Origin of the sequence: Nostoc mirabile CHAB5784 (assembly GCF_020829645.1) — a bacterium.
Lineage (GTDB): Bacteria > Cyanobacteriota > Cyanobacteriia > Cyanobacteriales > Nostocaceae > Nostoc > Nostoc mirabile.
Genome location: NZ_JAIVFS010000019.1, coordinates 90741 through 106247, shown reverse-complemented (window position 1 = coordinate 106247; position 15507 = coordinate 90741). Strand labels below are relative to the sequence as shown.

Here is a 15507-nt window from a genome sequence, read left to right as displayed (position 1 = left end):
CCTGTTTTGAGCCATATTTTCATTTAAACAAGTTCTACTACTAGCTTACAAGTACCTAAAGAATGAAGTCTTAAGCCTTAGAGGTTGTTTGAAAAGTTATAAGGGGTAATATTGATCATCAAGATTACGATGTTGACCCAATTATTTATAGGATTGCAATTTTGAGTTGCCTGAAGGGCTGCGCTTGGTGAATGAACAAACACCTAATGCACCAAACGCTACTAATACGCCCAATAAAGAAGTCGGTTCAGGAACTTTTTTTGTAGTGTCAATTCTCAAAACTTGTCCTTGTGCTGGGCGATCGCCTTTATTTGAAACGTAAATAGCACCATCAGGGCCAACAGTCAAGGCCGTAGCAGACTCTAACCCATTACCACTCAGCAGCGTTGTCCGAGTTCCATCAGGGGCTATTTGCACTAAAGAACCATCTGAAATACCTTTCCACTGTGGTTCATTGCCATATTGTAAAGCATATAAATTACTTTCAGCATCAAAAGCCAAGTCACTCAGTTGGGTAAAACCATCAGCGTAAACTGTAGTTTCACCATCAACTCCAATCCGAAAAATCCTTGCTTTACCTTCTGGAAAAGGGAAACCAGTGTATTCGCTCACATATATTGCACCATCGGGGCCAAATGTAACACCTGTAGGTACTGATTGAATTTCAATCTCCTGCGGTGTTTGTCCAGATGGCGGCGCGTCAGGAGGTAGTACTTGCCCTGGTTCAGGAGCGGGGAAAATGGGATTAGTTATTTTTTGTGTAGGAAGCACAGTTAGTGACTTTAAATCATTTCCATCAAGTCCCACAGTCAAAACGTTGTTTGCAGCCGCATCAACAATATAAGCAGTATCATCCTTAATTGTAAAAGCATAGGGGTTACTAGCTATTTCACCGCTAACATCAAGCACATCAACCCCATCTGCATTATTGGCGAATTCATATTTTGCCAAATCAGCAATACTTTTCAAAGAACCTGTTTTCAGGTCTACTTTATAAAGCTGTCCCCAGCTAGGAGAATTTTTTGGAAAATCGGAAATAGTTGGATTACCAGCATACCCAATTAGAAGATAGGGATTTCCCAAGCGATCAAATTGGATATCTTGAGGCCCTTCACCTGTAGTACCAGTAGGCCTTAATGCTATTGAAGGTAATCCTGTAATTACACGTTCTTGTTTCCCATCCTTAACTCTAGTCACAGCACCACTTGTACCAGCACATGAAAGCAGACCTTCCAAACTAGGGCCGGGAATACATCGCCCATCTCCCCCCACACCTGACTCTGTAATATAGAGACTACCGTCAGGAGCAAAATTAAGACCACGGACATTATCAAGACCGTCAGCAACCACACTAAATGACACAGCTTTTGCTGGTTTTATTCCAGAAAAAATGGCAAGACAAACAGTGAGAAATGTAAAACTAAGAGCAGATTTATAAATTAAAGATAAAGGCATTGGACAATCCAAATAGGGTAGAGGTTTATTAAGTATTTTTATTAACCAATGGTTGCAATAACATGGTGCGTTATAGCAATGACCTCTTAGATATAGCGTTTCTCAGTCGCCTAAGGTACAAATTCATTTACAGCAGATTTCAAGTTGGTGAGGTAGACAAGTTAAGTCTGTTACTCAGGTATAAAGCGTGTTTTACTCCTAAATTATGCTGTATGTTATTACCGTTATTCATACCTCATTTAAGTGAGAACCGCTATATTGCATTTATTACGCCACGGATCATCCAGCTAATCGACGGTAGCGCCGACGCACGATAAAACTAGCTCCAATCAAACCTATGCTAATCAGTGGCGTCATAGTTTTTGGTTCTGGAACTTCTTGGGGAACTTCAATAGAACCGCTTACTAAAGCCTGACCCTTCAAGGTAATAGTTGATCCCAGATTAACTATGTCTTCTTCAGAAAATAATAGTGTGCTTGTAGCGTTTTTGAATATGCCTTCACCATTGGTGATATTTACGACGCCAGAACCTTTCGCTGTCAGATTTTCAAAATTCACTGAAGCACTAGCATCACTTGTTCCAAATAACTTGTTAGTACCACTACCAAATACAATGTAGCCCTGCGGGAAACCTTGGACGCCGAATACCTCTGGATTATTATTAAAAGTCAGATTTCCATTGGCATCAAGCACGGAGTATGTTAGACCCTCGTATAGTCCTAAATCATACGGGGCATCATCACTTAAACCTACCTCAAATACCTTGGAAACGTTGCCTGAGATCGGCTCAATATTAACTGTTGTGCGATAGTTGCCAGTAAATGGATATATGGTTTGTGCTGTAGCTCTCATTGCATCTGAGCAAATGCTAGTGAAAGTGAGAACCAATGGAACTAGCCACACCTGGAGTGAGCGAAGTATCATTTCAAACTTTTAACCTCAAAAGTATTGATTTTGACAACAAGTCGAATATTCAATTTTCGGAAATATGCTACTTTTGCAAAAGTCTCTCAATTCGGGTCAATTGTGTGAATTGTTCTCTAGAGAAGACAATCTAAAGATTTTGAAACTAAAAAATTAATGTAAACAGACCTTACGGTATTAGAATTTACAGGATTTAAAATGCAGTTGCAATGAATAATCTTTTGATCAACTTGTCAATTTTTTATTAGTACTGGACTGCCTTTCTAAGGAATTTAAGAATTCCACAGGTTTATTTAGGAGGGCAGAAAATTTCTCTATCTGAACATTTAGCATCCTTTCTAATATGTCCACCTCATGGGGACGACCTTCAGGTTTTGGCTTTGGTATTAACCCGCTCATCCATTCAAACTAATCTGGAGTCAAGTTGCTGGGGTAAGCTTTACTCATAGCTCTCAACGAAGAGGCAGGGGGCAGGGGCAGATGTATTTAAGTGCCTTTCTATTCATGTACTGAGATACTTCACCATGCTGACTCTGCTGGATTGTGCGATCGCACTTTTAAAGTCTTCAAATGGCGATTTAAAATAGCTATAATTCCTCTAATTGCCTTTACTCTTTGTTGTGCATCTATCGTGAGGATAATAGCGAAATATTTTGTCTTTATCTATGTCGTCGCTGATGCCATTGCCAAGCATGGGTGAGGATTTCCTTAACGTTGGGATACTGGGGATGCCAACCCAAAACTTTAGTTGCTTTGTCGCTGCTACCAACTAAAATAGGAGGGTCGCCTGGTCTGCGATCGCGTTCCTCTATTTTGATTTCTTTGCCTGTTACTTCCTGAGCAGTTTCTATCACTTCTCGGACTGAAAAACCACTGCCATTTCCCAGATTAAATACTTCGCTTTCTCCATCTTTAAGCAGATATTCCAAACCCAAAATATGAGCTTGTGCCAAATCAGTTACGTGAATATAATCCCGGATACAAGTACCGTCTGGGGTAGGGTAATCAGTGCCGAAAATAAAGATAGATTCGCGTTTACCCAAAGCAGCTAGTAGTACTAATGGTATGAGGTGAGTTTCAGGTTCATGGTCTTCACCTAGCAACCCATTGGGGTCAGCACCGGCGGCGTTAAAGTAACGGAAACGTACAGATTTTAAATTGTAAGCTGTATCAAAATCAGATAAGATTCTTTCTACCATCCACTTGCTAGTAGCGTATGGACTAATGGGATCTTGCGGATGTTCTTCGGTAAGCGGAACAAACTTTGGTACACCATAAAGGGCGCAGGTAGAAGAAAAGATAAACTTCTTAACTGACGCCGCAACCATTGCCTCTAAAAGTGTCAGAGTTCCTGCAACATTATTTTGGTAATATTTAGCTGGGTCGGTAACAGATTCACCCACGGCAATATAAGCAGCAAAATGCATTACTGCCTCTATATTGTGAGTTGAGAATATGTTATCAAGCAGGGCGCGTAGACGCAAAGCGGCTTGTCGCTAGACATCGCTCATGTCGCCAACAATCAACTTTACTTGCAAAACTTCTTCTACAAGTTCACGATGTCCATTGGAAAGATTATCCAGAACAATTACTTCATAACCTGCATTTTTTAGAGCTAATACAGCATGGGAACCAATATATCCGGCTCCTCCTGTTACTAAAATGGTTGACATAATTAAGGATTGGGGGGAAAGAGAAGATTTAGTTACTAGTCACTAGTACAGCGCGGCAAAAATCAAGCTACTATTTTAAAACTTGCAAAAGCCTTGATATATAAAACTTTTGACTTTTGACTTTTAAACGCCAGTTGCTTCAAGTCGGCAGAGCCGCCCAACGCACTGGCTCCTTTTGACTTCCGCCTTGCGGTACTAGATTCTTTCTTCCAAGTAGCGAGAAATTGCACTGTCAAGCGATGGCATTAATTCACCTCGGCTGCTACCAAGAACGCTGTAAGTTGGGCGGGGAGCAGTTAAACCAAGCTGTTCTGTGGGCACAGAAATCAGATTGCTGACACTGACTCCAGCTTGTTTAGCCGCTAATCGCGCGAAATCAGCCCAGGCGATCGCACTCTTATTCGCCAAATGCCACAGCCCACACTCGCCATCAATCAATAAATCTAGGCTGGCATGAACTAAATCTGGTACATAAGTAGGTGAAACAATTCCATCCTCTGCGGCAATGAAATTATTACCAGCACTAAGCTGACGCAGAGCGATCGTGACAAAATTATACTCATCCCACGGCCCAAAAAATGCACTAGTGCGAATCACCAGCGATGCCGGATAAGCCTGCAATACCAGCTTTTCTGCCAAAACTTTGCTGCACCCATATATATTCAGGGGAGCAACGGTATCAGTTTCGACATAAGGATTAGATACAGCACCATCAAATACCAAATCTGAGGAGAAAGTTAATAGCGGTACGTTATGTTCAGCGCAAGCAGCAGCTAGAATGGCTGGCCCTTCGGCGTTCACTTGCAGACAAACATGGGGTTCACGTTCGGCATCGTCCACCCGCACGTATCCGGCAGCGTTCACAACCGCCCACGGCTTCAACTGGGTAAGCGCCGCATCCACAGAGGCAGGATCGGTAATATCCATTTCTTGGCGCGTCAGCAGCTGATATGAAATTCCGCGCACTTCGCACAACCGAGCAAAAGCCTTTCCGAGAGTTCCTCTGGCACCGACGATCGCCAGAGGACGAGGGGAGGCAGGGGGCATTGAGGAAGTTTTTTTCCTTCCTTCCCCTATCATCGCATTGCAACTTAGTGCAGGGTATAACAGGCGCTGTTGTCGATGCCACCAGCCAGGGGTTTCAAGTAGCGGATGATTTAGTTGATGCCCATTTGCTAGATCCTGCACCATTTTAGCGATCGCTGTTGGTCGAGGATGTGGCGATTCTCCAGAGGAGACGCTACGCGAACGCAAATCAAATACCCCTGGCTCGTAGTAGCCATGAGCTTTTGTGACTAAACTATTCCAATCGTAGCTGCCAAGGAGCGCCCAAGCAGTGACAGCGCGGATATCCACACCCTCTGCTTGTAATTCCTTCGCCGCATTCCACACCTCATAAAGCCAGCGTAGCTGCTCCTCACGTGTGCAGCTGATATGAGCTTCGGTGACAGCAAGGGGCAGGTGATAGCGTTCCCATGTCTCTAGTAGCAATGTATGCGGCCCTGCTAAACCCTCAGCACAAACTCGCACCGCCTCTACATCCGCATATTTTTCTCGACCATTACCGCCATGCGTCCAAGTTGGATAGTTTTCTGTATGCTCATCCAAAAACCGTTCGCTGGTTAAATAATGGTTAATCCCTATGATGTCAGGGGGACAAGTATTTTGCAAAAATGTCTCAAGTTCAGCCTCACTAATACCACAATTCTTTAAGTAACCCCACATTGAATGAGTTGAGTTAATTCGACCGCATAATAAATCAAGGCTCAACCAACGGCGATCGTTCTCAAATTCTGCTTGATATTCTAGTTTCGGTGTACTGTAAATCTTACCTAAATCCTCGGTTTGCACTAGTTGAGCGCTAGGGTTGACTTCCCGGATTGCCTTCATTGCCAAGGCTACTGCGCGACACTCTCCCAACAAAGCACGGGCGAAAGTTAAATCATCTCGCCCGTGAGGATACCAGTGACCATACATTCCACTGAATCGCGCTGTTGTCAGTGGCTCGTTTACAGGCGTGTAATATGTCACCCAAGGGTAGCGATCGGCAACTGCACGGGCAAACACTGCTAGTTTCTCTGGAAATTCTGGGTCTACCAAACTTGTATCTCGTGGGCCACTACCATGATGCACTAATCCCACAATCGGACAGATGCCAAGTTCTTGCAAGCGCCCCAGTCTTTCATCCGCCCAAGACCAATCGGCATTTTCTAGCCCATTAGGTGCTATCTTTTCCCACAATACAGGATAACGGATAGCTTTTATCCCTAGTTCTGCAAACAAATTTAAATCATTTAAGCGCGTTGCATGACCGTTGCGTTCCAACTGGTCTAAATACTCATCACCCACGCGATTAACTGTACACTCTACACCAGCCCACACTTCCAAGGGGAGTTGTGAATTATTCTCTCTCAAGACGTTATTTATCACGTCTTTACTTGAGTTAAAGACAAAAGTCATAATTTACACAACCAAAGCTTCTATTACCTTTATCAAAACTTACGCAAACAATAGCAAAACCTTTTTTCAGGTAGGGGCAATTCATGAATTGCCTCAGAGCGCGTGTAATTTTGCGTAAGTTCTACTTGAGGCGTTGCATATTTGCGGGATGATTTTGCTAGTTTTGTGGGATGGGCATCTTGCCCGTCCCTTGTATTTCAGGGCGGGCGAGACGCCCACCCTACAAGAATCATCCCTTGATTCAGCAACGCCCTACTTGAATATTTCCGCGTTTTGATAACGCAGATATAATATCTACTATTTTTTGCGGATTGTTGACCACAAAAGCATGAAGAAAAATACAGAATTCAAAATCAATTAATGGAATACTCAGATCCAACAGTTTCTTAGTACAGCTTTGCATAAAATCGTAGCGTTTTTAATGTAAGGGGACGCATTGGCATTGTCAGCCGATGCATTAGCATTGTCAGTCGATGCATTAGCATTGTCAGCCAATGCATTAGCATTGTCAGCCGATGCATTAGCATTGTCAGCCGATGCATTAGCATTGTCAGCCGATGCATTGGCATTGTCAGCCGATGCATTGGCATTGCAGGGTATTGTCAAATTTAATTCGCTACGAATTAATGAAATGCTGTACTTAGTAACCACTAAATCATCTGCCAGTCACATAAAATTGCTAATCTGACTTTTGTAGAGACGCGATGGATTGCGTCTCTACTTTAAAAAATCGCAGCCTAAGCAATACCTGCCCATAATCAACATCAAGAAACTTAAGCCTTAACCGCTATTTGTTTGTATGTTGCCAAAGCCTGTGCCACACAATGATCCATGTTGAGATACTTGTATGTAGCTAGCCTTCCCACAAAATGCACACCTGATGTTGTTTCAGCCAAAGCTCTGTATTGTTTGTAAATTTCCTGATTTTCAGGACGTGGTACGGGATAATAGGGATCGCCCTCTGCCTTGGGAAACTCGTAAACAATACTAGTTTTCGAGTGTTCCTGTCCGGTTAGGTACTTAAATTCGGTAATCCGGGTATACAGTTGTTCGTTGGGATAGTTAATTACTGGCGCTGACTGAAACACAGGGGTGTGATGCGTTTCGTGTTTGAAATCTAATGAGCGATAGGGTAGTTTACCGTAGCGACAATCAAAAAACTCATCAACTGGCCCAGTGTAAACCATCTCGCGGCAAGGTATAGCCTTCTCGATTTCGCGGTAATCGGTGTTGAGCATTACCTTAATGTTCGGATGATTTAACATATTCTCAAACATCCGGGTAAAGCCGTGCAGGGGCATTGCTTGGTAACTATCTGTGAAATATCGGCTGTCGCGGTTGGTACGGGTGGGAATTCGGGCAATTACTGTTTTGTCAAGTTCTGAAGGATCGAGTCCCCATTGTTTGCGAGTGTAGTTTTTGAAGAACTTTTCGTAAAGTTCCTGACCAACTTTACTAATCACTACATCTTCAGAGGTACGGATGTGTTCTCTCGGTTCTGCAACCGATTGAAAAAACTCTTCTGCCTGGAATGAATTGAGGTTCATGCCATAGAGTTTGTTGATGGTGTCAAGGTTAATGGGGATGGGAACAAGTTGTCCATCTACGCTGGCTAGAACGTGATGCTCGTAAGAACGCCAGGGAGTGAACTGTGAAAGGTATTCAAATACTTCGCGGGAACTGGTATGAAAGATATGGGGGCCGTATTTATGTACGAGAATTCCGTGGTCGTCGTAATGGTCGTAAGCATTGCCGCCGATGTGGTTGCGCTTGTCTACAACCAATACTTTTTTACCGGAATGTCTCGCCAAGCGTTCAGCGATAACGCTACCAGAAAAACCTGCACCAACAACTAAGTAATCAAATATAAAGTCTCTAGTAATGATGCTTGGTGCTTCTAGGATATCTGTTGAGATGGGAGATTTCCCATTTTTACCATTAACTTTGGTATCTTGTGTGGTTGCGATCGCAGAATCTATCAACTGCATCATCGATCCCCAAGTCCGATCCCAAGAAATCTGCTCTAAGAATGCATCTACCCGACTCAACCATCCTGATGCTTTTGTATCTTCTTGCAATGCCTGTTCTGCGGCGGCGACAAACTCTTGAGTCGTGTCTGCAATTCGTACTAGCTTCAAGTCTCTATAAGGACGCACCACATCTCGAATCGAGGTAGAGACTACAGGTTTACCTGCGGCTAAATACTCTGGTGTTTTAGTCGGGCTAATAAAACGTGTTGACTCGTTTCGCGCAAACGGCAACATTGCCAAATCCCAACCCGCTAGATATGCAGGCAACTCTTTATAGTCTTTACCACCGAGATAATGAATATTTTCATGCTGTGGCAGAGTTGCTGGGTCAATTTTCACAACAGGCCCAATTATCACTAAATGCCAATCAGGACGAGCCTCGGCAATTCCAGCTAGTAATTCAATATCCATCCGCTCATCAATTACACCAAAGAAGCCAAGGCGCGGATGAGGAATATTTGCTTGGTCTGCTGGTTCTTCTTTAACGGTTCTTCCTTGTCCAAAGTGGGCTACATCTACACTACTAGGAAAGGCATAAACGTTTGGATGCTGGTTTACCTTACTTTCGTAAAGGCTTTGCCCGCCTGTAAATACTAGGCTTGCCCGACGAAATAGCTCTGCTTCGTAGTTCTTTAAAGTAGGGGATGCTCCTTTAAAGGCAGACAATTCATCCATGCAATCATAGATAACAGCTTCAGGTTCTAAATGGCTAGCCCATGCGATCGCCATTGGTGTATAGTACCAACAAATGTATTTAAAGATATTATATTCTGCAAATAACCCATCCAGCAGTACTTTTATATCTGCGTTTACTGCTTCCTCACTTAGACCTTCTGGTAAATATGGAACAACAACTATCACTCCAGTTTTGTCTTCACTAACGTCTAATCGCCCCAATGGTTCCCGGCTAAAAATTGGTTCTTCGATAAAGAACACTCTCTTTTTTTGAGCGCAGCGACTTAGAAGATGTTGTGGTCTTTGATATACAAAATTCCAACGCAGATGAGATAAGCAAACTATATCAGGTGTATCGGTAAAAGCTTTTGTTGACCGAGAGTTTTTGTTAAATGAGGATAAATTTATTGATGTCCCTAGCGATTGCGAAATTGCAATCTCCGATGATTTTGCTTCATTTACCGTTGGTGACACAAAGCTATGACTTACACCGTTGTTTTGTATTTGCACTTTATTGCTTGACATAGATTATTAACTCAACTTGTTGCAGAATCTTGGACTAACAAGTTCTCTTTACTCGTAGGAATTAATCTTATTATTTGCTTTTTTAATTACATATTCATCTATCTAAATATAGTAATTTTTAATTATTATATTATTCTTAAGTATGAAATTTTTAACGTTAAGAATACCGAACTTTATGTCAAAATTAGCTAAATATATAATTAGATATACGCCAAAAGACTTATATGGATGTTATTTTTGTAAGTAAAGATTAAAACAAAGTAGATGAAATGTATAAAGCCCTTATAAAAGATGTGGGTTTTAAACTTATCCATATTTAGTATTTATTGTCAATGGGTAAGTCCTATTATCTAGCCCTTTCAAGGTGACTGGTAAAATCTCTTTTTTCTCTCTGCGCCGCGCCAGTTGCTTCTCCCTTGGCGCTAGCCTCTCCCTTTGGGATTCGGGGAGACGCTGCGCGAACAAGTCTCTTAACCGCAAGGGCGCACTGGCTTCTTTGCGTCTCTGTGGTTAAAAAGTCTTTTATTTAACCTTATTAGGCACAGATAACACAGAGTTAAGAGGTTAAAAAGTAGTTTATTGAGCAAAATTTTTACCCACCTTGAAAGGGCTAGTCCTATTATCAAAGCTGCGTGCGGCAAGCTGTTAAAAATAATTTACGTAGACGTTAAAACCTATAATCTATAATCTATAGGACTCTTATTTGATTTTTGAAAAAACTCGCCCTCAACTCGAAAAGGCTGATTCCCTACTCCCTGCTTCCTGCCCACGCAAAGAAGTTCAGACATCAAATCGGATTGCTATATCATAACTTTAGACTTTTTGCTACTTGCCTAAACTAACTAAAATTGTATAATTTTCCTGCTTAGGACTGGAACTTTTGAACAATTGCTCAATAATATGGTTTATATCGTTTGATTGGATAAAGTCGATCTGAGAAAAAATTACTTTTTATTTGGGGTTCTAAACATACCTCAAAAAAGATGGATATTTATCGCAAGGAGAAGAGTATTGGAAATAGCGTACTTTTCCAGACATATTAGGTTCTTTGCACGATCATCAATCTCGCCAAAAAAATTTTGAGCAAATGATCTAGTGGAAATACACGCTAGTTTAGCCAAGCTTTCTTAGAAACCAATCATGATTAAACGAACCTTAGTTACTATTGCTCTCCTTGCAATCGGATTTTTTGTCTCATTGGGATACTCAGCATTACTTCCAAATAGTGAGTTTGTGAAGGCTCAAACAAATCGAACAACCCCAACCCAAAATACCCAAGTTAACGAGGTTGATCGGCAGTTCTTTATAGATGCAGGTCAAGCAGGCTTAGGTAACATCGGGCTGGGGCAATTAGCATTGCAGCGTTCAACTAGTCCTCAAGTTAAACAATTTGCCACAGCAGAGATTCAAGAGCAGACACAGGTGAAAAATGACTTGACACGGATTGGTTCACGATTGGGTGTAACTCCTCCCACCGCTCCGGCGCCAAAATTTCAAGCATCGCTGGCGCTACTGTCTCAGCTAGAGAGCGATCGCTTTGAGCAAGCGTATATGGATGAGGGTGGTGTAAATGCTCATCTAGAGAACGCAGCCCTTTTTCAACGCGAAGCGGCGCTTGGGCAAAACCCTGACCTTGTAGCAGTGGCGAATCGAGGATTACCAACCATCAGGAAGCACTTTAACACTGCTAGCGCCATTACAAAATATCAATTTGGCGAGGTTGCGCGGAGATATAATAATCTACCTAATAATTTTGGTGGATCAGCCTCTCAAGGCAATACTTCCCCTACAGCAGGAGGCGATAGCCTACCTGAGAACAATCCTTCACCTACAGGAGGAGGCACTAGGATACCTCAAGGTAATACTACACCTACAAGAACCGATCGGTAAAATCTTCTCCCATTGGCGATGCCTCATACCATTTTACTTTAATAGACCTCTTGCAAAAGTCGAACATCCGCCCGAAAATAAATTTTCGGGCTAATAGCTCAAGTCGGTTTAAACCGACTAATAACAATAATTTTAGTCCGTTTAAACGGACTTTTGCTATAAGAGAGGGACTTGAGTCCCTGGCGGATCAAGGATTTTCGCAAGAGGTTTAATAATGATACAAATACGCTGGTAAGGGCATGGCATTGCCCATTGGTGTCAACTTAAGTCAGAGAGCTTCATTCCACAGTCATTTTACCCCACACACCAGATGCTCCACTTGGGGAGACCCCTTGGCGCTAGCCTCTCCCTGGCTCCCCAAAATCTCCCCTCACCGTTCCCGGGGAGGGGAGATTTTGTCGTTAGACAAAAGCGGGGTGGGGTGACGACGGCTTAATTAGTAATTGAGTGAACTTGATATAACGTCATTGCAAGGGTTTCACGTTAAGTTGACACCTATGGGCATTGCCATGCCCCTACGAAAAATCTATATGTGTCAAGTTTTTGTGAATTGGTATTAATCCTTGGAAATCAAATTGATTTGCAGGCGATCGCCTGGGGTGTCCAAGTGGGGCCTTCGCAATATGGCCCATATTGCGTCCAAATGAGTTTATCCAAGCACATTCGCCGCGCATCCATGTTCGCCGCCCAGGCATGGTAGACAATGTACTCAGTCTGACCATCGGGGCCCACAACGATTGAGTTGTGTCCAGGCCCTTTGACACGATCAGGAAGCGAACGCAGCACCCGTGGCCCCGTTTCGTTACCGAAATCAGAGTAAGGCCCCATCACATTATCCGCAACTCCATAATCTACACCATAGTCCTCAGTTTCCCAGCGCCCACCACTATAAAAGCAATAATATCGATCTCCATGTTTACGGACACAGGGGCCTTCTAAGGTATGCCAATCAAAATGTTCACCATACATCAATCGGTTGGCTAAAAATCGTTGCCAATCGGAACGCGCCCGTAAGACGACTTTCCCAACACCGCAAAGTTTCGTCATATCTTGGAGTCGGTCTACAAAGAGGGCAGTGCCAGCACGCACGCCGTCCTCGGTGTCTAAAAAATCACGAGCATAAAATAAATACCACTGTCCATCATCATCACAGAATGGGTGGGGGTCAATGGCAAAAGAGCAAGACTCCGGGTCTACAAGTGGCTCACCAACATCTTTATAGGGGCCCAAGGGAGTATCGCTCGTGGCAACACGCAACTGATGATTCTTGTCCTCGTGTCCTACAGAGTAGTACAGGTAGAACTTGCCGTTGCAATAAGCAACTTCCGGGGCCCAAAAATTATCGCCAAGGGAAGGGTCTGGCCGCAACAGGGCGTTACCAACAAAATCCCAATTGATGAAATCAAAGGAGCGTAATAGAGGAAATACACGCAGTTTGTTAGTAGAATCCGCTATTTCGTCTACCATTCCTTCTGCTTCGGCTGCACCAGTGCCGATCGCATAGTATACACCTTCAAATTCCCAAACAAAAGGATCGGCAAAATAGCCTTTGTAGACTGGATTGGTATAAGTTAACATCTCGGCGCTCGCTATAGCGTGTTAACTCAATTCTTTAGGAAGTGCGATCGCAAAAACAACTATCTTTATGCTGGTTCGGCTTTTCTTAATTATTCTGCGATCGTAAATAGATCATGCTGTAGGGGCACAGCATTGCTCATAGGTGTCAACTTAACGTGAAACCCAAGTCATAACGTGATATTGAGTTCATTCACTTACCATCACGATCCGCATTACCCCACCCCGGCTTTGCTGACGCAAAACCTCCCCTCCCCGATGCTTTGGGGAGGGGATTGAGGGGTGGGGTAGAACGGTTGTGGGACATAGGTTTGAGCTTAAGTTGACACCAATGAGCATTGCTGTGCCCTTACGAAATATATGGTTTTTAAACTTATCCATATTTTGCATTTCTTGTCAATCAGGACTTACGCACAAGTAACGAAAAACCGAACCACAGAGGACGCACAGGAATAGGAGTTTGAGCAATACTGCTCGGTTAAGGTTAAAAAATAAAAATAGACCTCTTGCAAAAGTCCTAGATGTGTGGGACAAGTAGGTTAGAGTTGGGTAGCATTGATGACGTTGGAAAAAAGAGAGAGAGTACCTTACCTACTTCCAAACAAGTAAATGCGTACGCTCAACAAGCAAATGCTGTCGTTCAACAAGCAAATGCTGTCGCTCAACAAGTAAATGCGTACGCTCAACAAGCAAATGCTGTCGCTCAACAAACAAATGCGTACGCTCAACAAGCAAATGCGTACGCTCAACAAGCAAATGCGTACGCTCAACAAGCAAATGCGTACGCTCAACAAGCAAATGCGTACGCTCAACAAGTAAATGCGTACGCTCAACAAGCAAATGCTGTCGCTCAACAAGCAAATGCTGTCGCTCAACCTGACTTTTGACGGGATGTGGAAAAGGGGATAGACTTTTGCAAGAGGTCTAATGTGTAGGTTGGGTTGAGGAAGGAAACCCAACCTAAGAGCGGGGTTTGTTGGGTAACGCTAAAGCTCAACCCAACCTACGAATATTCAAAACCTACGCAGTATTGGGAGTTTGAGAGGTTTTTCGCGTAAATCCTAGAGTTATGTATAGGCGGTGCGTTACGGCGTTAAGCCTAACGCACCTACTGGATAATTTATTTTTTGCAAGTCTTTAGTACTTGAAATTCACGTAAGTTTCAACCTTCTCCTTTGGCAACTGTTCCACCACCTGGCACCGAATCATCTGCCTTAACTTCTCTGGTAGGCTCTCATAATAGTCTCGTTGGAGAGTTAAATCTACCTTCGGCGTGTGCAACCAATGCATAGCATAGCCCATAACTACCATCGGTCTTGGCTGGTTAGTCCGATTTGGTGAACCCCGGTGCAGCGCCAAAGGTGTCCGAATCATCGCATCCCCTAGCTGCATATGAAAAGATTCCATCGGAATTTCACCAGTGGCAATTTTCCTTAGTCCCTCTTCACGCGGCAAGATATGCGTACCACGCGCCATCTGGAACGGGCCGTTTTCTGCCGTTACTTCCACAAGTGGGAAGTTAACCGCAAGGGCGTAGAGTGGCGTTACTATTTGGTCAGAGAACAAAGGGCGATAGTCCCGGTGGATTTCCTGATAATCCGAACCTTGTACTGGGAGATCAACTCCCAACTGAACCATCACATATTCCTGAAAAAATACTCGCTCCAGCACACCCATAATCACCGGATTGGCGAAAACTTCCACGTTGGCAAAGGGGGAAACCCAAGGCAATGTTAGATAGTAACGGGCAATTTCACGGGGAGCCAGTCCACCTAGTTGATTTTGGCGCTCTCGGAATAAATTTTCAAAAGCTTTTGCCCATTCGCTAATCAATTCTTTATCAAAAAGACCGCGAATCACACAAATTCCGTCTCGATTCAGGTCTTCGGCAAATCGGTTTAGGTCAGTATCTGTATATTTATTTACTCTGCCTATACTTTGAACCATTTTCTTATCCTCGCCAATTTATCATGTTAAAGTCGAATTTAAATCGGACTCTCAACAGCAGCTTTTGCAATTGTTCGTCGATAATAGCGCACCATTTCTGGAATTGACTTATCAGTTTTTGTAGACTTAGGTTATCCGAATCTCTTTGTAGATAAGGCTTTATATTGATTAGTTTCTAGGGTTCTTAAGCGAGTTCACTGCCTAAATTGTGATATTATAAGTGTAGTAAGAGGTGATAAAACTACTGAAGGCAAAAATTGCTGCCTTTGCCGCCAATATGGGAGTTTTCGCCGCAGATTGATACCACAACTGCTGAAAATTAGCTACAACTCCGTAATCCAGGAATTCAAATA

General features: G+C 43.1%; 9 protein-coding genes and 1 pseudogene. 3 read left to right on the top strand and 7 right to left on the bottom strand.

The genetic code is table 11. The features are described from left to right. Positions 1-141 precede the first annotated feature (141 nt). From LC653_RS14995 to LC653_RS14980, 4 genes and pseudogenes are all read right to left on the bottom strand, one after another. On the bottom strand, positions 142-1455 hold the full coding sequence (locus LC653_RS14995; protein ID WP_229495226.1) for a ScyD/ScyE family protein: 1314 nt from the start codon (positions 1453-1455) through the stop codon (positions 142-144). A gap of 279 nt (positions 1456-1734) precedes the next feature. After that, positions 1735-2307 (bottom strand): hypothetical protein, encoded by a 573-nt coding sequence (locus tag LC653_RS14990; RefSeq protein WP_229486001.1) that lies wholly within the window; start codon positions 2305-2307, stop codon positions 1735-1737. A 731-nt stretch (positions 2308-3038) separates the two neighbouring features. After that, a pseudogene (gene galE / locus LC653_RS14985) lies at positions 3039-4052 on the bottom strand (UDP-glucose 4-epimerase GalE). Positions 4053-4247: 195 nt separating this feature from the next. Beyond that, positions 4248-6482, bottom strand: coding sequence for a family 1 glycosylhydrolase (locus tag LC653_RS14980; RefSeq protein ID WP_229495225.1), 2235 nt, complete (start codon positions 6480-6482; stop codon positions 4248-4250). A 466-nt stretch (positions 6483-6948) separates the two neighbouring features. On the opposite strand from LC653_RS14980, the gene LC653_RS14975 reads away from it, so the two are divergent. Further along, positions 6949-7200: a hypothetical protein gene (locus LC653_RS14975; protein ID WP_229495224.1), complete on the top strand. Its 252-nt coding sequence runs from the start codon at positions 6949-6951 to the stop codon at positions 7198-7200. A gap of 85 nt (positions 7201-7285) precedes the next feature. Here LC653_RS14975 and glf read toward each other — a convergent pair whose 3' ends face one another. Then, positions 7286-9742 (bottom strand): UDP-galactopyranose mutase, encoded by a 2457-nt coding sequence (gene glf, locus LC653_RS14970; protein ID WP_229495223.1) that lies wholly within the window; start codon positions 9740-9742, stop codon positions 7286-7288. Positions 9743-10882: 1140 nt separating this feature from the next. On the opposite strand from glf, the gene LC653_RS14965 reads away from it, so the two are divergent. Continuing rightward, positions 10883-11632 carry a DUF4142 domain-containing protein gene (locus tag LC653_RS14965; RefSeq protein ID WP_229495222.1) on the top strand — a complete coding sequence of 250 codons (750 nt, stop codon included), beginning with the start codon at positions 10883-10885 and terminating at the stop codon, positions 11630-11632. A gap of 570 nt (positions 11633-12202) precedes the next feature. On the opposite strand, the gene LC653_RS14960 is transcribed toward LC653_RS14965, so the two are convergent. Then, positions 12203-13210 (bottom strand): glycoside hydrolase family 43 protein, encoded by a 1008-nt coding sequence (locus tag LC653_RS14960; protein WP_229495221.1) that lies wholly within the window; start codon positions 13208-13210, stop codon positions 12203-12205. 518 nt (positions 13211-13728) lie between these two features. Here LC653_RS14960 and LC653_RS14955 point away from each other — a divergent pair. Continuing rightward, entirely contained in the window at positions 13729-14094 is a 366-nt protein-coding gene (locus tag LC653_RS14955; protein ID WP_229495220.1) for a hypothetical protein, read from the top strand. 250 nt (positions 14095-14344) lie between these two features. Here the strand turns inward: LC653_RS14955 and LC653_RS14950 are convergent, their stop codons facing one another. After that, positions 14345-15154, bottom strand: a complete 810-nt coding sequence (locus LC653_RS14950) for a phytanoyl-CoA dioxygenase family protein (RefSeq protein WP_229495219.1) — start codon at positions 15152-15154, stop codon at positions 14345-14347. Positions 15155-15507: the final 353 nt, after the last annotated feature.